Annotated in this window: 17 protein-coding genes; 13 read left to right on the top strand and 4 right to left on the bottom strand. The window is 40.5% G+C overall.

The window, feature by feature from the left end; all coding sequences use genetic code 11:
* Positions 1-22: 22 nt before the first annotated feature.
* From RMX98_RS14025 to rfbD, 7 genes are all read left to right on the top strand, one after another.
* Positions 23-391 (top strand): EamA family transporter, encoded by a 369-nt coding sequence (locus tag RMX98_RS14025; RefSeq protein WP_322680383.1) that lies wholly within the window; start codon positions 23-25, stop codon positions 389-391.
* 355 nt (positions 392-746) lie between these two features.
* Complete coding sequence (locus RMX98_RS14020) at positions 747-1,718, top strand: GDP-mannose 4,6-dehydratase (RefSeq protein ID WP_322680382.1); 972 nt, start codon at positions 747-749, stop codon at positions 1,716-1,718.
* 8 nt (positions 1,719-1,726) lie between these two features.
* On the top strand, positions 1,727-2,887 hold the full coding sequence (locus RMX98_RS14015) for a glycosyltransferase family 1 protein (protein ID WP_322680381.1): 1,161 nt from the start codon (positions 1,727-1,729) through the stop codon (positions 2,885-2,887).
* Positions 2,887-3,981, top strand: coding sequence for a glycosyltransferase family 1 protein (locus RMX98_RS14010; protein ID WP_322680380.1), 1,095 nt, complete (start codon positions 2,887-2,889; stop codon positions 3,979-3,981). The genes RMX98_RS14015 and RMX98_RS14010 overlap by 1 nt, the downstream gene beginning before the upstream one ends.
* Positions 3,982-4,209: 228 nt before the next feature.
* The gene (locus RMX98_RS14005) at positions 4,210-5,286 is read left to right on the top strand and encodes a glucose-1-phosphate thymidylyltransferase (protein WP_322680379.1); all 1,077 of its coding nucleotides are present in this window, start codon (positions 4,210-4,212) and stop codon (positions 5,284-5,286) included.
* A gap of 118 nt (positions 5,287-5,404) precedes the next feature.
* Complete coding sequence (gene rfbC / locus RMX98_RS14000) at positions 5,405-5,950, top strand: dTDP-4-dehydrorhamnose 3,5-epimerase (protein ID WP_322680378.1); 546 nt, start codon at positions 5,405-5,407, stop codon at positions 5,948-5,950.
* Positions 5,951-6,071: 121 nt separating this feature from the next.
* Entirely contained in the window at positions 6,072-6,956 is an 885-nt protein-coding gene (gene rfbD, locus RMX98_RS13995; protein ID WP_322680377.1) for a dTDP-4-dehydrorhamnose reductase, read from the top strand.
* Between the two features lie 54 nt (positions 6,957-7,010).
* On the opposite strand, the gene RMX98_RS13990 is transcribed toward rfbD, so the two are convergent.
* On the bottom strand, positions 7,011-7,742 hold the full coding sequence (locus tag RMX98_RS13990; RefSeq protein WP_322680376.1) for a 2-phosphosulfolactate phosphatase family protein: 732 nt from the start codon (positions 7,740-7,742) through the stop codon (positions 7,011-7,013).
* Between the two features lie 806 nt (positions 7,743-8,548).
* On the opposite strand from RMX98_RS13990, the gene RMX98_RS13985 reads away from it, so the two are divergent.
* The 5 genes from RMX98_RS13985 to RMX98_RS13965 all read left to right on the top strand — a co-directional run bounded on the left by RMX98_RS13985 (position 8,549) and on the right by RMX98_RS13965 (position 13,664).
* Positions 8,549-8,968 carry a BlaI/MecI/CopY family transcriptional regulator gene (locus RMX98_RS13985; RefSeq protein WP_322680375.1) on the top strand — a complete coding sequence of 140 codons (420 nt, stop codon included), beginning with the start codon at positions 8,549-8,551 and terminating at the stop codon, positions 8,966-8,968.
* A complete protein-coding gene (locus tag RMX98_RS13980) occupies positions 8,968-9,807 on the top strand; it encodes a M56 family metallopeptidase (protein WP_322680443.1) in 840 nt (279 codons plus the stop codon). The genes RMX98_RS13985 and RMX98_RS13980 overlap by 1 nt, the downstream gene beginning before the upstream one ends.
* A gap of 718 nt (positions 9,808-10,525) precedes the next feature.
* Complete coding sequence (locus RMX98_RS13975; protein WP_322680374.1) at positions 10,526-10,915, top strand: VOC family protein; 390 nt, start codon at positions 10,526-10,528, stop codon at positions 10,913-10,915.
* Positions 10,916-11,179: 264 nt separating this feature from the next.
* Complete coding sequence (locus RMX98_RS13970) at positions 11,180-12,424, top strand: class I SAM-dependent methyltransferase (protein WP_322680373.1); 1,245 nt, start codon at positions 11,180-11,182, stop codon at positions 12,422-12,424.
* 373 nt (positions 12,425-12,797) lie between these two features.
* Positions 12,798-13,664 (top strand): NAD(P)-dependent oxidoreductase, encoded by an 867-nt coding sequence (locus RMX98_RS13965; RefSeq protein WP_322680372.1) that lies wholly within the window; start codon positions 12,798-12,800, stop codon positions 13,662-13,664.
* Between the two features lie 293 nt (positions 13,665-13,957).
* Here the strand turns inward: RMX98_RS13965 and RMX98_RS13960 are convergent, their stop codons facing one another.
* Entirely contained in the window at positions 13,958-14,527 is a 570-nt protein-coding gene (locus RMX98_RS13960) for a hypothetical protein (RefSeq protein WP_322680371.1), read from the bottom strand.
* Between the two features lie 99 nt (positions 14,528-14,626).
* Positions 14,627-15,190, bottom strand: coding sequence for a DUF6658 family protein (locus RMX98_RS13955; protein ID WP_322680370.1), 564 nt, complete (start codon positions 15,188-15,190; stop codon positions 14,627-14,629).
* 338 nt (positions 15,191-15,528) lie between these two features.
* Here RMX98_RS13955 and RMX98_RS13950 point away from each other — a divergent pair, with 338 nt between their 5' ends.
* Entirely contained in the window at positions 15,529-16,449 is a 921-nt protein-coding gene (locus RMX98_RS13950) for a lysylphosphatidylglycerol synthase domain-containing protein (protein ID WP_322680369.1), read from the top strand.
* A 12-nt stretch (positions 16,450-16,461) separates the two neighbouring features.
* Here RMX98_RS13950 and RMX98_RS13945 read toward each other — a convergent pair whose 3' ends face one another.
* Entirely contained in the window at positions 16,462-17,784 is a 1,323-nt protein-coding gene (locus RMX98_RS13945; RefSeq protein ID WP_409881050.1) for a hypothetical protein, read from the bottom strand.
* Positions 17,785-18,338: the final 554 nt, after the last annotated feature.

Genomic DNA, 18,338 nt, shown 5'->3' with positions numbered 1-18,338 from the left:
TTAAAGAATTAAGGATATTTCTGTGACACCACAAGAATTTAGTTTACTGGTAATGTCAGTCCTTGCTAGTGTAGGAGGACAATTTTTCTTAAAAGCAGGTGCCTTAAAGTTAGGTAGAGTTCATATTGGAAATGCTGTTAGTCACATTCTTAGCATCATTACAACACCTGAACTTGTATTAGGACTAGCGTGCTACGGTCTCGGTGCGCTAGCATACATTATGCTTTTAACTAGAGTCAGTCTAAGTATTGCTGGCCCATCTATATCCTTAGTTTATGTTTTCTCAGTTCTGTTGGGTTACTTTATATTTAGAGAAACTATTTCCGTAACCCGTCTTATCGGTTTGAGTTTTATCGTGGGTGGAGTTATTTTGGTAATTTGGCAAAAATAAAACCCAGTTGCATCTAATGAACCTCATATAATAATTAATAATAAAAAGCCCTCACTGCCGCACTATTTGTAGAATATACGTTGAAAAGATAGAAGAACTATAAGCCATTTTACCTATAAATTTTTTCACTGTTTAAGCTTATGGTGAGAATCAGCGTTCTTGACAGGAAAATCCTTTGTCCAATATCCTCAAAAAAGTGTAACGAGCTTGATCGGCTTTACCTAACTCCTGCATAGGCGCTTATATAGCCATTACAAACATGATACTTTTAACTAGAGATTGCTAATTGCTACCCTACTAATTTTCATACCTTATAACTAACATCTCTACAATCTTGATAATTTTGTTGTAGCACATGACTAAAAAAGCTCTAATTACAGGTTTAACAGGACAAGATGGCTCTTATCTTGCTGAACTACTACTAAGCAAAGGCTATCAAGTCTTCGGCTTAGTCCGCCGCTCAAGTTCCAGTAATCTTGAGCGCGTCAATCACCTTTCTGGCGATATCCAAATCCTTTCTGGTGATCTTTTAGATCAGTCATCATTAATGGATGTGATTACGGAAGCTCAACCTGACGAAATTTACAATCTCGCCTCTCAAAGCTACGTTCCTCTCTCTTGGACACAACCTGCTCTCACTGCTGAATATACAGCTTTAGGTGTCTCCCGCCTCTTAGAATCTATTCGTCGCTGCAAACCAGATGCCAGATTCTATCAAGCATCTAGTAGTGAAGTTTTTGGTCAACCTGATGAATCGCCTCAAGCTGAACGCACCGCCTTTCGTCCGCGTAACCCTTACGGTGTTGCCAAAGCATACGCTCACTGGATGACTGTCAACTATCGGCAGAAATACAATCTTTACAACTGCTGTGGTATTACTTATACTCACGAATCGCCTCGACGTGGGACAGAATTTGTATTTCGCAAAATCACGCACGCAGCTGCCCAAATTAAATTAGGTTTAGCAAATGAACTAAAATTAGGCAACCTAGATGCTCGTCGTGATTGGTGCTATGCCAAAGATGCTGTTTACGCTATGTGGTTGATGTTGCAGCAAGCACGACCTGATGACTATATCATCGCTAGTGGTGAAACTCACTCTGTCAGAGAACTCGTTGAGTGTGCTTTTAACAGCGTTGGTCTAAACTGGCAAGATTATGTCTCTGTTGACCCTGCTTTTTATCGTTCTGATGAATCAGTACAGTTAGTTGGTTCCATTAATAAAATTAAGATGGAGTTAGGTTGGCAGCCTCAGCATTCTTTTGAGCAATTGGTTGAGTTAATGGTTGATTATGATCTAAAAAAATTGAGCAACGGCGGAGCTTAAATATTCTGATGCTAAAAGTTGTAGTTGATGCCACCCCAGTGGATTCAAAACCCAGTGGGGTTGGCTTTTACATTGCTAATTTAATATGCGCTCTTGATGTATTACAAAAAGAGGAAAATTTTCAGTTAGGAGTAGTCTATCAACCAGGGTTAAAAAATTGGCTTCGGGGTAACTTTATTTTTCCTGAATGCTTTAAAAATTCTTCTCAACAGTATCTCTTGCCTTTACCTGTAAGAATCTCAGATTTATTATTAGCTTTAGCTTTTAAACCTAGTTTATCTTACTTGGAAAAATATTTTGGTTATCCGGATATATTACATGGTACAAATTACTCAGTTTATCCCTGTCGAAATAGTTTAAAGGTAATGAATATATATGATCTGACTTTTATTAAATATCCTAACTATACAGATTCAGTCGTAAAAACATATACCAAAAGAGTAAAGCGATGTTTACAATGGACAGATTTAGTTTTAACTATTTCAGAAAGTTCTAAAAAAGATATTATTGAATATTTGCAAGTAGACTCAGAAAAAGTCTATGTCACACCTTTAGCTAGTCGCTATTATCCTAATTACTTGTCTGAGGAAGTTGCCCAAATTCTAGAAAAACAAGCTAATTATGATTTTTCCAAGCCATATCTGCTTTTTGTCAGCACAATAGAGCCAAGAAAAAATATTAATAATATAATTACAGCGTTTAATTTTTTAAAAGAAAAGTACAAAATTGAACATCAATTAATATTGATTGGTAGAAAAGGATGGAATTACGAACCAATATTTGCGGCTATTGAAAATTCGCCTTGGGCAAACCAAATTCATCATCTTAATTACCTATCTAATGAATTAGTTGCATTATTTTACTCAAAAGCTGATGTCTTCGTTTATCCATCTCATTACGAAGGGTTTGGTTTACCCGTATTGGAAGCAATGACTCTCGGTGTTCCTGTGATTAGTTCCAACACTTCTTCAATTCCAGAAGTTACAGGAGATGCCGCTATACTAGTTGACCCTAATAACTCTATCGAGCTAGGGGAAGCCATACTGAAAGTAATCAGTGATTCCCAGTTACGCCAAGAATTAATTAATAAAGGGAAAGCCAGAGCAAAATTATTTTCCTGGCAAAGAACGGCGAAAGAAACATTAAACGCTTACAGAACCATTATTTAATGAAAATAGTAGATAATACCTCTGCAAAACAATTAATCATTAACTTATCTATTCTTTTGTCTCAACCAACAGGTATAGGCAACTATGCTCAAAACCTTTTTCCTTATTTAAAATCTTTGCAACCTACTCTATTAGTAACGCAAAAATATTCCGAGTTTGACTGCTATCCAATCCCGTCAAATTTAACCCCAGACCACGGTAAGAAAGGTCATTTAAACCGCCTGATCTGGACACAATTTCAATTACCAAAAATATATAAAAAGCTCAAATCGAGTCTTTTGTTCTCTCCGCTTCCAGAAGCACCCCTTTATAGCAATTGTCGTTTTGTTGTTACATCTTTTGACATGATACCGTTGCGCTTTGCCAAACCATTCTCACCACTCACACCCTACCACCGCTACTACACTCCCCAAGTTCTTAAGCAAGCGCAACACATTATTTGTATTTCCCAGACTACGGCTAAAGACATCACCGATTTTTATCAAATTCCCGCCAGCAAAATTACTGCGATTCCTTTGGCGCACGATCGCACTCACTTCCTTCCTCTCAACCTCCCCACCAGCAACTACTTTCTCTACATTGGTCGCCAAGACCCATACAAAAATATCCAGCGACTCATCAGTGCTTTTGCGGCGTTACCTAACTGCAAAGACTATGAACTATGGTTGGTAGGGCCAATTGATTCGCGTTATACCCCGACTTTAAAAGTGCAAGTTACAGAATTGGGTGTAACTAATCAGGTAAAGTTTCTTGACTATGTACCTTATGGCGAATTGCCAAAGATAATTAATCAAGCGATCGCCCTGGTTTTTCCTAGTCTCTGGGAAGGTTTTGGTTTACCTGTCCTCGAAGCAATGGCTTGTGGTACTCCTGTTATTACCTCCAATCTCTCCTCTTTACCTGAAGTGGCTGGTGATGCGGCGATTCTGATCAATCCCTACAACACCGAAGAAATTACAGAGGCGATGCAGGCGATCGCAACTAATTCAGAATTGCGATCGCGCCTTTCTAGACAAGGTATTACTCACTCTCAACAATTCAGTTGGGAAAAAACAGGAAAAGCAACTGTCGAAGTGTTATCCCGTTACATATAGGAATCCGGTTTAATTACTGAAATCACTTGGCTTAATAGGCAATAGACAAAAGGCACTCTTGCAAGAGGATTTCAGAAGATTAAGGTATACCGAATTTTTTTCACGCAATCAAATATGAGTCCTATATAAAAGATAAACTAACACCAGAATTTGAATACAATAATTTGGGATTTTGTCAAGATTTCAGATTATCTTGACTAATGACTTGTAATTAATCCTAAAATCCTGATGAAAGCACTAATTCTTTCTGGTGGTAAAGGTACACGCTTACGTCCCCTCACCTATAGCGGGGCAAAACAACTTGTACCAGTTGCTAACAAACCTGTTTTATGGTACGGCATTGAAGAAATGGTCGCGGCTGGTATTACTGATATTGGCATCATTATCAGTCCAGAAACCGGGGCAGAAGTTCAAGGGAAAACTGGAAATGGAGAATCCTTTGGAGCGAACATCAGCTACATCGTACAACATCAGCCACTTGGACTTGCTCACGCCGTCCAAGTAGCTCATCCTTTTTTAGGTAATTCTCCCTTTGTGATGTACTTGGGCGATAACCTAATTCAACTAGGTGAGTTACATTACTTCCTGCAACAATTTAGCCAACAAAAGCCAGATGCTTTGATTCTCTTGCGTTCGGTTGAAAATCCTAGCGCCTTTGGTGTGGCTCAGGTCGATGAAACAGGACGGGTATTACAGTTAATTGAAAAACCCAAAGTTCCTCCTTCAAATCTGGCATTGGTAGGAGTTTATTTCTTTTCTCACCTGATTTATGATGCGATCGCCAATATCCAACCTTCCACTAGAGGCGAGCTGGAAATAACTGATGCTATTCAATACCTAATCAATCAGAAAAAGCAGGTTGTAGCCCATAATCTTCAAGGTTGGTGGCTAGATACTGGTAAAAAAGATGATTTATTAGAAGCTAATCGATTGATTCTTGATACCTATTTGACAGCATCAGTTATGGGCGAAATCGATTCTCAAAGTCAGATTATTGGACGAGTAAAAATTGGTGCAAAATCTAAAGTAATTAACTGCACAATTCGGGGGCCAGTGGTGATTGGGAGCAATTGTCATTTAGAAAACTGCTTTATTGGCCCTTATAGTAGCATTGCTAACAATGTCACCCTCATTGATACCGATTTAGAACACAGTGTGATTTTAGAAGGTGCTAAAATTGCCGGAATCTATCAGCGCATTATTGATAGTGTGATTGGACAAAGGGCACAATTGAGTCTTGCACCCCGTCGCCCTAAAGCCTTGCGATTTATGATTGGTGATGACTGTCAAATTGAATTAACGTGATTTACTTGTTAAAAATAGCACAAGCTACAGTCAAAGTTAGAACACAGTGCCTGTAAAATATGAATGCGAAATTCATCTAACAATCACAACACTGCGTCACATCCGATAAATAATATTAATGAGCATTGTAAATACCAAGATTCCTGAAGTTCTGCAAATTGAACCCCAAGTATTTGCAGACGATCGCGGTTTCTTTTTTGAAGCTTACAACCAGCAAAAATTTGCTCAAGAGATAGGGATTGTTACGAACTTCGTCCAAGATAACCACTCTTGTTCTAAACAAAACGTTCTACGTGGATTGCACTATCAAATCCAACAACCTCAAGGAAAACTCATCCGTGCTGTTGTCGGTACTATTTTTGACGTAGCTGTAGATATTAGAAAAAGCTCTCCTACCTTTGGTAAATGGGTGGGTTCTGAACTCAGTGCGGAGAACAAACGCATACTGTGGATACCATTGGGCTTTGCTCACGGCTTCCTCGTGCTTTCAGAAATAGCTGAAGTTCTCTACAAAACTACAGATTATTACGCGCCCCAAAGCGATCGCACAATTCTATGGAACGATCCAGATTTAGCGATAGATTGGCCCTTGAGTGCGCCACCAATTTTATCAGCTAAAGACCAAGCTGGTAAATCTTTGAGAACTGCTGAAGTATTTGATTAACGTGAGTTCAACAAGTTTTATTTGACCTCTCCCCCAGCCCTTCTCCGACACGGAGAGGGGAGCAAAAAGCTTCACGTTTGATTAAGCTTGATGATTGCCTTAGTTTCGAGAACTACTTAAGATGAGTCAATCAATTTTGCTGATTGGTAGCAATGGTCAAGTGGGTAAGGAACTACAACAAATACTCTCATCTAACGGCAATGTTATCTCAGTAGCCCGTCCAACAGTAGACCTTGCCCAACCTGATACCCTCCGCAACGTTATCAGATCCAAGCAGCCGCAAATTATCATTAACGCTGCTGCTTACACTGCTGTAGACAAAGCTGAAAGTGAACCCGAACTTGCTACCGCTATTAATGCTAATGCACCCCTAATTCTTGCCCAAGAAAGCCAAAAATTAGGAGCTTTTCTAATTCATATTTCGACCGATTACGTTTTTGATGGCAATGGCTGTAGTCCTTACCAGGAAACCGATGCGACTAATCCCTTGAGTGTCTATGGTAAAACCAAACTCGCTGGAGAAGAAGCTATTCGGCAAACTTGCGCCCATCACCTCATCCTTCGTACCGCTTGGGTTTATGGAACCTTTGGCAAAAGCAACTTTGTCAAAACCATGCTGCGACTAGGTGCAGAACGCCAAGAACTTCGTGTTGTCGCCGATCAAATTGGTAGCCCGACTTGGGCGCAAGATATAGCCGCAGTTATCGCGCAGACGATTCCCCAATTAACCCCAGAAATTAGCGGCACTTATCACTACACTAATAGCGGCGTTGCTAGCTGGTATGACTTTGCCGTTGCCATTTTTGAAGAAGCCCAACAGCTAGGCTTCGCTTTGAAAGTTGAACATATTGTCCCCATTACAACTGCCGAATATCCCACACCAGCTCGTCGCCCTGCTTATTCTGTCCTTGCTTGTGGAAAAATTTCCGCAATACTAGAGACTTATCCCCCCCATTGGCGACAAAGACTCCGACAAATGCTTAACAATTTGAAAATTGGGCAATAGGAAATAAAGCATTGTTCAGTCAACCTTTTCCCTATTGCCTATTGCCTATCCTTTTTAACTTTTTAATACTCCCGTTTCATGTTGTTTGGGCAAGACATCTAAAATATCAGTTTGGGAACAATATTTTAAATCTTCATGACAGTCAAGGCGTAACAATCTTTGACCGTGACTAGCTTGGTGAAGTAATCCCAGTAAGTTATCTTGCCATTGAGAGTAAAGAGCGATCGCACTTATTACTTCATCATTTCCAGCGAGTTCTTCAGGTGACAGCTTGGTTTGTTGCAAAATACTATGAGCGATCGCACCCGCACAAACTGTATCCTCTAAGGAATAGCTACCTTCCCAACCTGAACCGACAATCCACACTGTCTCTGGTTGCTTATCTAAGAGGAATTGCACCACCGCCGCCCGGTTAATCAAAGCTGCTGCTAATACATTTGGGGAGTCTTGTACCCGTTGTAAAGCACGAGTGCCATTTGTAGTGCTGATAAACAAACGCCGCCCTTGTACTAATTCTGCTGTGCAGTCGAGGGGAGAGTTACCCAACTCAAAACCAGCTACTTTCGCACCGCCGCGTTCTCCAGCCCGCAGACGTTTTTCAGGGGGCCATTTTTCGCTAACTTCAATTAACTGATCTAAATCGCTGAATACTTGTACAGCTTCGCCTCCAGATGCCAAGACAGTCGCAATTGTGCTAGTGGCTCGCAAGACATCGACTGCGATCGCACATTCTGGCGCTTTATCCGTTGGAGTCAATTCAGGAGTGTGGTATACGAATAACTTCACGGGCTGGATACACCTGTTTTAATACTACTGCCGAAAATAACATTCTACCTAGTTGGTGTCACTAACTATAGTCACAATTATTCCAGAAACATTTTTTACCATCAAAATACAAAATGTATCTCATTCAATACATAGATGGGAGCAGAGGGCAGGGGAGCAGAGGAGCAGGGGGGCAGAGGGGCAGCACTTCGGCTCATTTCGGCTACGCGGTAATCGAGCGAAGTCGAGATTCAATGACCAACGCTCAGTGACCGGGAGCAGGGGAGCAGCACTTCTCTACAAGAAGCTCTTGCTAGCTTGCTTCCACATTCGCGGAGCGTGCCGTAGGCAAGTGGTACGGCTCACGGAAATCGAGCGACTTGCACTGAGTTTCGACTACGCTCAACTATCGCGGCGTCGAAGTGAGTCGAGATTCAGTAACCAAGGATCAGAGGAGAAGTTGAAGAAAGTTTTTCCCCTCTGCCCCTCTGCCCCTCTGCCTCTTTTCCATCCCTAATAAATACTTAAAAAGCCCATTTTTATGATTTTAGACTTTCAGATTTGCTGCACTATCTTGTAATCTAAAACAAGAACAGACCTTCTAAAAGGGGAAAAAGTTACAGCTTCAAGGTTACAGCGCTAAAGGACAGATATTCACTCATTCCCTACTCCCTGCCTCCTGCCCCCGGTCACTGAGCGTTGGTCATTGAGCGTAGCCGAAATGAGCCGAAGTGCTGCCTCCTGCCTCCTGCCTCCTGCCCCCGGTCACTGAGCGTAGCCGAAGTGCTGCCCCCACTCCCCACTCCCCACTCCCCATTGAAATTGCTATGGCACCTTTACCCGACTACCGCCCTAAACAACTATCTTTAGGCCCGTTGGAAGCGGAAATTTTAAATATCATCTGGGAACTTGGTTCAGCCACAGTCAAGGATGTACACGATCGCATCCTCGCCGATCCCAACCGCGAATTAGCGTATACTTCTGTAACCACAGTTTTACGTCGGCTCACTGATAAAGGTTGGCTGGCCTGCGATAAGAAAGAGCGAGCATTCTATTGGCGGCCATTACTGAGTAAGCAGCAATCAGAAGTGATCAAAGCTCACGAGCAGTTACAGCAATTTCTAGCGGTGGGAAATCCCGATGTTGTTGCTGCCTTTGCTGATAGTCTGGATGAAGCAGCTAGTGAGCAAATAGCAGCGATCGCTAAACGTATTCAATCTGCACGCCAAGCCAGGGAGGAACAATGATGCATCTGATCATGATTTTGAATGCTTTGGCAGTTGCCTGGTGGTTAAGATCCGCTCGGAATCAACCCCAAGGCAATTGGAATCTGCGATGGCAGCGATCGCTATTTTTGTTTCTCTTCCCGCCCTTGCTAATTTTCATGACTGCGATCGCCGTGCTGTTCATGGGGCCTCAAGGACAAATGGGCGGAATGTATACAGGCTCAATTAGCTATTTACTCGCATTAATTTATTTGGCATTTTTTGCCATTTCATGCATTAAACTTGCCTTCCAGGGTTGGCAGTCTGTAGAATCTGCCCGTAGCTGCCCTTTAGTGAATGTTGGCGATAGACGAGCCAGACTGCTGCAAACAGGCGCGTTGTTTGCAGGCCAAATCGGTTTTTGGCAACCAGAATTAGTAGTTAGCCAAGGATTAGTGCAAACTCTCTCACCGGCTCATTTAGAAAGCGTCTTAGCCCATGAGCAAGGGCATCACCATTATAGGGATACGTTCTGGTTTTTTTGGTTGGGTTGGGTGCGTTCTTGCACTGCATGGTTGCCAAATACAGAGCCTTTGTGGGAAGAACTCTTAGCTTTGCGCGAACTCCGTGCCGATGGTTATGCAGCATTACAAGTAGACCCTCTGGTGCTAGCAGAATCACTTTTATTAGTGGTTAGTAGCGGCCCCGTTTTATCGGAAATTTGCTGTGCTGCCTTAGGTTCTTCTGGTGCAGATCGTTTAGAACAAAGAGTAGAAGCTCTATTAGCACCACCAGAACCAACTCCAGAAACTCAATTACAATCTTGGCATGGCTTTCTGTTGGCGTTTTTACCTCTACTGAGTGTGATATTTCATAGTTAAGTTGAATTTAAAAAGCTACTACAGCACAAAATCGTAATGTTTGTAACGAAAATCGTAGCGTTGGTAATAAAAACGTATTGTTTGTAACGAGAATCAGATTGTTTGTAACAAAATCGGATTGTTTGTAACAAAAATCAGCTTGTTTGTAACAAATATCGTAGTGTTGGTAACGAAAATTGTAGCGTTGGTAATGAAAACGTATTGTTTGTAACGAAAATCGTAGTGTTTGTAACAAATATCGCGATCGCAACAAACTAACAAGCGGTAATTACGAATTAGGAATTACGCTTATTCTTCTTCTAGCAACTGTTCTATATACTTTTGCACCAAAGGCACTTGAAAAGCATTGCCTTCTGGAATCAACCCCTGCGGGGAATTAAAAATTAAAAATTAAAAATTAAAAATTGAAGACCCCACGGATAAATCCAGGGGCTTGAATTAATGTTGCTTTGCATTTTTTCTTTTCCATAAATAAATTCAGGGGCTTGCATCCTTTTTTTCTTTGGTCAATTTGTAAAATTGCATAATAGTACGCCTAATTGCTGAGATAACCAGTCTAAAAATTATTGAAAATAGTCACCATTAAGTTTGGGGTATTCTTTCTGGAAATGTTGTCTTGTTAATGGTTCAATTGCACCATCTGTGTATTAAAATCGCATACAGTTAAGTAGCAGAGATACTCGCCAGCACTGATTTTTCTAAATAAGGAGAAAAAACTGTGAAATTTGGTCATACGGTCATTTGGGTAGATGATGTAGTTAAGACCGTTGAGTTTTACGAAAAAGCCTTTGGTCTGGTTTGTCGCACTCTCTTGGATAAAGGACAATCTATCTGGGCTGAAATCGAAACCGGAAATACCACACTAGCTTTCTCTTCAATTAGCGAAGCACAGAAGTTATTTCCTGGCGGCTTCCATCCCAATGATCCTGCACAACCACCGCCATTAATCCAAATCTCATTTATCACTCCTGATGTTGGCAGCGCTTACATAAGAGCAATCGGAGCAGGTGCAAAAACACTAGATGCCCCTAAAACCCAGCCTGGGGGACAAACAATTGCTCGTGTCCGCGATCCTAATGGTGTGCTGGTGTCGTTGGTAAGTGCGTAAGCAGCAAAATTGCCTTTTAGATTTTACTTTTGTGTTGGATGCAATTGATTGGGTTGGCGATCGCTTCTAAAATATCAATGCCTAATTTTCTTTCCTCAGAAGGCTATTGGAATAGTACTTACAGGACTCCAGAAAATAAATTATCCAATTTCTGAACTTCACTACGACTTTTTCTCCCCTAGCTAAAAGCCTCCTGCGCCCTGCCTTTAAAGCAATGGGATATTTTTTTATTTGGAAGTCCTCTACTCCCCAATCTGAAATTTTATGGATTCAAATCCAGCACTGTGTGCAGCGATCGCAAATCACATTATCAGCAGTCCTCAGCAGCGAATTACTTTTGCCCAATTCATGGAGATGGCATTATACCACCCTGAATATGGCTACTATTCCAGCGATGCAGTCAAAATTGGCTTTCAGGGTGGTGATTTTTTTACCTCTCCTAACCTCTGTGCTGACTTTGGCGAGTTACTAGCAGAACAATTTTTGCAAATGTGGGAGATTTTAGGAAAACCTGTACCCTTTTCTCTGGTAGAAATGGGAGCAGGTCAGGGATTGCTGGCATTGCATATCCTCAAATATCATCAACTGCACTACCCAGATTTTTTTACAGCACTGGAGTACATCATTATTGAAAAATCGCCAACTTTAAGACAAGAACAGCAGCAACGCTTGCAAGATTTACCCGTGCGTTGGTGTAATTTAGAGGAAGTACCACCAAATGCGATCGCAGGCTGCTTTTTTTCTAACGAGTTAGTAGATGCTTTTCCAGTGCATCAATTCATCCTAGAAATGGGAGAACTCCGAGAAATTTATGTAACACTCCAACCTCCTTTGAGTGAGTCTTCCTCCCCTCCCCTCATAGGGCAGGGGTTGGAGGAGAAGTCAAATTTTGCATTTATAGAAGTCACAGGGGAACCTTCAACGCCCCAACTAGCTGAACATTTGGATTTAGTGGGAATCGACTTCACCCAAAGTGCATATCCAGATGGCTACCGTAGTGAAATTAATTTAGCTGCTTTAGACTGGTTGAGTATAGTAGCAGACCGCTTGCAGCGCGGCTATGTGTTAACAATTGATTATGGCTACCCCGCCAGTCGTTACTACAATCCCAGGCGATCGCAAGGAACCCTACAGTGTTATTATCATCATCGTTTCCATGACAACCCCTATATCAATATTGGAAAGCAAGATATCACTGCCCATATTGACTTCACAGCCCTGGAACGCTGGGGCGAGAACTGCAATTTAAAGAATATTGGTTTTATCCAGCAGGGATTATTTTTGATGGCATTGGGCTTAGGCGAACGGCTAAGCCGCGTCTTCGACGAACGCATTGCTGCCCTTTCCAATCAAAAGCAATCCCTCTCACAGATACTAAAGCGGCGGGATGCACTACACCAACTTATAGATCCCACAGGATTAGGCGGTTTCGGAGTTCTAATTCAGAGCAAAGGTCTGGACAAGACAGAAATTTCTCAACCACTAAAAGGATTGACCTTGCCAGAATAAACATAAAGAAAGAAAAGTTAAAACTCTATTTAAGAATGCAGTATTAGTCTTATTTAGACTAGCATAACAGTGATTACTGTAAAGTTAAACACACTACAAAAGTAATAATTATGTCCACTCATGACCTGCTGATGCTAGTAACACTACTTACCCCTGGAATTTTACTTTCAGTGATAATTATGATTACTTTTGCTGCTGGTGGTTGATTGCCAGATTTAGAGAGTAGAGAAACTGAGATTTGAGATTGTATCTTAAATCTCAAATAACTACTTCTCAATTAATTTAAATCAAACAATGCAAACGCGATGTCCGCGATCGGCTATGACGCTTGATGACTCGCTATCGGTGACGCTGTATTAAAGGAACGTGAAAAATGAAGGTGGCATTTCTGGGAACTGGACTGATGGGACTACCAATGGCTCAAAGGTTATTAGCCGCAGATATACAGCTAGTTGCCTACAATCGTACCCCAGAAAAATTAGCACCACTACAAGCAGCTGGCGCTGAAATTGTCACACATCCCCGCCACGCCATTCGTGCTGCTGAGTGCGTAATTCTCATGCTTACTAATGCCTCGGCTATCTATAATGTGTTGCTTTCAGATACCGCTTGGCAAACTCTGCAAGGGCACACAATCATCCAGATGGGAACAATTACTCCCACAGAAAGCCAGGAAATTAGAGATGCAGTTGTTGCGGGTGGTGGTGAATATTTAGAAGCACCTGTATTAGGGAGTATCCCGGAAGCAAAAGCTGGCAAGTTGAGTATTATGGTAGGTGCAGAACCAGAACAATATGAACGCCACTTAAAGTTACTCCAAAATTTTGGCACAGAACCTTTACTTATAGGCCCTGTGGGATCTGCGGCGGCGCTTAAATTGGCACTAAATCAACTAATAGCTTCTCTCACAACTAGCTTTGCTCTGAGTTTAGCTTTTATCCAGCGTCAGGGTGTTGATGTGGATGTGTTTATGCAAATATTGCGCGACAGTTCACTTTACGCACCTACCTTTGACAAAAAGCTACAACGGATGTTGGATGGCAATTATGCTAATCCTAATTTCCCCACAAAACACTTGCTTAAAGATACAGAATTGTTCATCTCGGAAGCAAAATCTCGAAGTTTGGATCTCAGTAGTATTAAAGGAGTGCGGCAAATTTTACAAACAGCCGTGAAAATGTCATTTGCTGATGATGATTACTCATCACTATTTTCTGTAATTAAGGAATGGGGGGAATAACTTTTTGTAGGGGCGTACAGATGTGCGCCCCTAATCCGTGGTTTATTTACTTGATAAAAGACTCACTAAAAATATGAGTAAAAAAGAATATAGAAACGTAGCACTGCTACATTTCTATAAGGTTCTGGATAATGCATATTTAATTCTTAGAGATATATATTAATAGAGTTAAAGGGAATTAAATCCCGCCTAAAACCCAAACAAAGCCTGGCTACGCAGGCTTTGTTTGTATAACCACAGACTAAAAGTCTGTGGGCGTTTTTAGATTTTTGCAAAAGATTGAATGACTAATTTCAATCAGCGTTTCTGACTGTTCTCTTCACTGCATCACCTGCATCCTCAGCCCCACGCTGAACATTTTTTGTCACGTCTTCAGCTGCATTTTTGGTATTTCCCTTGAGATTTTCAATTCCTCGCTGAGTGCCCTTAACAACACCTTCCCGCACTTCATCAGCTGAACTGCCGATATCTTCACCCAGGTTTTTCACTCTTTGACCAAAGGGTGTACCTTGTTTGTAATTTTCGCCATATTGCTCTGGGCTGTCAATTCCCTTCTGATCAATATTTTTTTGGGCATTTTTTGCCAGCGCATCAGCTCTGTCAGTAGCTGATTTTTCATCTACTTTTCCTCTGGGTTCTACATCACTAAAGTTATTCATTCCACCAGCAGGAGAAGAGAGAGGATAATCTTTTGTGGGATCATATCGTTTGGTATAACCTGGCTGATCCTGCGGCTGTGGTGGTTGTGTTGCTATTCCTGGCGCACCACAAGCTTGGGTCAAAAATAAGAATATCCCTGCTAAAAAAACTGTTAAAACTTTTAAGGGACGAATATTTTTCAGCCAATTCATTGCTTTTTTCATACTTCAAACTCCTTGCTTTTTTCTAACTAAGTTAAACTTCAACCAAAACGGCATTTGCAATCTATTTCAAATCTCAAGCATTGAGACAAAATAAGAGTTCTATCTGCTTGCTGCTGGATTTGTTTGTACTTCCGGTCTTGCACCCGCTTCATCTGTCTTATCTTTCAAAAAGCCGGAAGCTTCTTCAAGATTCTCTTTTACAGTTTCAATCCGATCTTGAACCCGTTCTCCTACCTTTGGTTCATTCTGAATCAAACCACCTGGTTCAGGTCGGAAGTCTTTGTCTGTGATAATTGGCAGTTCTGCTTCTTTATTGATACGACCTGCTGGTGTCTCAGCGCCAGGATAAAGTATCTTGGATTCTGCATTTGTAGCAATCAAAAATTGCGAACTTGGTTGTAAGCTAGCTTCGTCGCGTCCCTGATTAGCTTTTGGGTTTGCTATTTTTGGATCGGTAGACATTTTATAGTTGCTATATTTGTCTCCACCATTCTTATAAGGATTGTTTGCTCCACCAGCTTGCACAGCCGGATTTTGTGGATTTGCACCTTGAGCATTTGCCCCACTACAAGCTGTGCTAACTATCAACAATAGTCCAGCTAAAAAGCTAGTTAATATCTGGCGCAATCTTATTTTTTTCAAGAATACTCTCACAGTGTTCACGTAGTCCTCCTTACCAAAATATTAATAAACTAAAAGTTTGCTGAATCATTGGATTTGTCAGCAACTTATTGTGCTTGTTTTGGTTCGCTCATTCCATAACCTCTATTCAGGATATAAATAATAAAATACACTTGACCTCTAGCGCAGGCTACATTTTAATTACTACAAAAATAATAATTTTATCTAACTCTAGAGAGATATAAAATAAAATAATATAATTTTCATGAAAAGAACTACATAAGCCTGTTTAATACTTCAAAAGCTTTGGATAGTAGCTGATGTACTCTAATCGTTGAGGCATTCAACTATTGTTGCTTAACCGTTAAATTACTAAATTCATGAAGCAATTTTTACGCTGGATAATTTTGGGGGGAACGCTGTTTTTTTTAGGGAAAGCTCTGAAGGATAACTGGATTGAAGTGGCTGCTATCCGCATCGATGGGGTAGGATGGGCAATAATGGCGATCGCTACAGGGGTAACTTTACTAGCGCATACTTGGGCAGGATGGATTTGGACTTGGATTCTCCAAGACCTAAATCAACCTGTATCATCTCCCCAGTTCATCCAGGTTTACCTGAAAACGAACATAGCCAAGTATTTACCAGGTAATATCTGGCATCACTACGGGCGAATTGTCGCCGCCAAAAATGCCAATGTTTCTACTGGTGCAGCCACTTTAAGCGTTTTGCTAGAACCCTTACTTATGCTAGCGGCTGCTTTAATCATCATTGTTATCTGTAGTAGTCAATTTGCGGCGGCTAATACTACCTTTGTTATACAAATATTACAATTGCTGAGTTTAGCTGTAGTCCTTTGTGCGATTCATCCTTGGTTTTTAAACCCAGTGATTCGCTTTTTGTACAGATTGAAAGCAAAAAAGTCTGTTAATAACACTCAACCAACCGTTCCCTTTAGTCTTAAAACCTATCCCTTACGACCTTTGTTAGGAGAATTGGGCTTTATGGGACTACGCGCCACCGGGTTTATTTTAACTATGTTCGCCCTGGGTTCTTTGAATGCGAATCAAATTCCTTTATTGTTAGGGGCTTTTAGTTGCGCTTGGTTGTTGGGGTTTGTTATACCGGGTGCGCCTGGTGGGTTAGGTGTGTTTGAAGCAACTGCGTATGAACTTTTACGACACCACTTTCCAGCTGCTTTAGTATTTAGTGCGATCGCTCTCTATCGCCTCATTAGTATTCTAGCTGAAACTGCGGGTGCTACCCTCGCTTGGTTAGACCAACGCCTTACTAAATCATAAATCAGGCAAAACTCATTTTTGTCTATCTACCTTCATCTGTGAAAACACACGATAACCATCCAGATTTAACTGCTGATTACTGCTTTGTTCCTCTTGTTCCATCTTAATCAAGTTATATTCTACGTTTTCTGCGTAAATTGCAAAGGTGATGTTAAAGATTTCAATAAAATTTATTACTCCCTTGCATTCCTCTTCCGAATACTTTTCGTAAAAACGAATCAAATTAGCAATTCGAGTTTCTAAATGTCTCCGGGAATTTTTAGAAATCAAAATAATCTTTAATAGGATGATTACCAATGTTAGAGCATGACCTTGGTTAACTAATAAGATAAATAATGATGAAGGCTCTTTGCCATTTTCTGTAGTTAAGCAATCAATCACCCGATTACAGGTTCTCAAAAATAATTCTTTAGTGATAATTTCTTGATTAGAGTTTTTTTTCCATAACGCTAAACTATCTGCAAATTGCTGCCGCAAAGTCTCGACTGCTTCTTGCTTTTCTACAGCCAAAAATAGATATTTTTCTAGATTTATTTTAAATTCTTCCAGAGTTTGATTTTCAGTTTGCTTGATGAATATATGGGCAATATTTTCATGACTAAATACACCCCTTTTTAAGACAATTGCTTTTATTAAGCGCAGTGCTTGATCTCCCAAAATACTGGGATTTGTGTAGCGTATTGTGCTGGAAACGGCAGATTGAGAACGAGCAATATACATTGCTAGCTCAAACTTAAATTTGTCTTTTATCTGTTTAGAAAGCCTTCTAGCAGCCTCTTGTTGCTCTCTGGGATTCTTCTGATTAACAGATTGATCAATTAATAAATAAGAAGTGTAGCGATTAGCCCAATGTCCTTTAGATGATTCCTCATATTTAATAGCAAATAATTTCAAATCCTGATAATCTTTGCTGTTGACAAAATTCTCTAGCCAGCTTTTACAAATTTTTACTACTGGATGATTATTTTTCTTAATCTTGAGATTTTCATTAACAAATAAATTAACTAAATCTTGGATATATTGGTCTTTTCGGTTGCTTTTCCAATTATTAACTATGATATAACAACACCGTTTCAGTGTATTATATAATTCTTGTTCATTATCATTTAAAAAAACACTATATATTCCAGGTATATAATCAGAATCCTCTGAATCTAAACCATCTATAAATAAACTTTTGAATTCTCGTAAAACATCCTCTGGCGGCAATTTTCTGACAATTTCTACAAAGAAGCTATAAACCTCTTCTTGTGCAATTTTCACATTTAGCTGGCTAGAGTTAGACGTGACACAATGGGGATCTTCCTGACTAATTGATAAACTAGTAGCGGTCATTTCAGCTATCAGGATAAAAAGACTTCCTGCTCATATTATTACCAGCTTAACCTTGGTGAACAATAGCATCAATGAAATTCAGTAATCTTTTTACATAAATTTGATTAACTAAGACTATAAATAAAGTATTAAAGACAAATTGTTTAATACTTCATCAAATCGTTCAGTGAAATTGCTTACTTATAAAAATCAAAGGCTATACATAACTAGATGGGCGGATTAATCTATGATTAGATACAACCCGCCCATACTTTCTATGGAAGCCTTGCGGCACTTTAAATTTTTAGTGGGGGTGGAGGGACTTGAACCCACACGACCTTTTACGGTCAACGGATTTTCATTCTCCCGCAGTTTTCACTGCTACCTGATGACAATAGCCAGATCAGATTTTGAGAATTGGACTCTCCCTTTACCCTCGTCTTAACGTTAGGGTAGCTCCCGTCGGGTCTCTGCACCTTCCGAATAGTTATGAGTTAAGAGTTAGAAGTTAAGAGTTTTTTACTCAGCACTCAGCACTCATGACTCAGGACTTTTTTCGGCTTGGCTCAGGATTG

The organism is Nostoc sp. DedQUE02 (assembly GCF_034531035.1).
Taxonomy (GTDB): Bacteria; Cyanobacteriota; Cyanobacteriia; order Cyanobacteriales; family Nostocaceae; genus Nostoc.
Note: the sequence above shows the minus strand (reverse complement) of the source record. Positions and strands in the feature narration are given on the sequence as shown.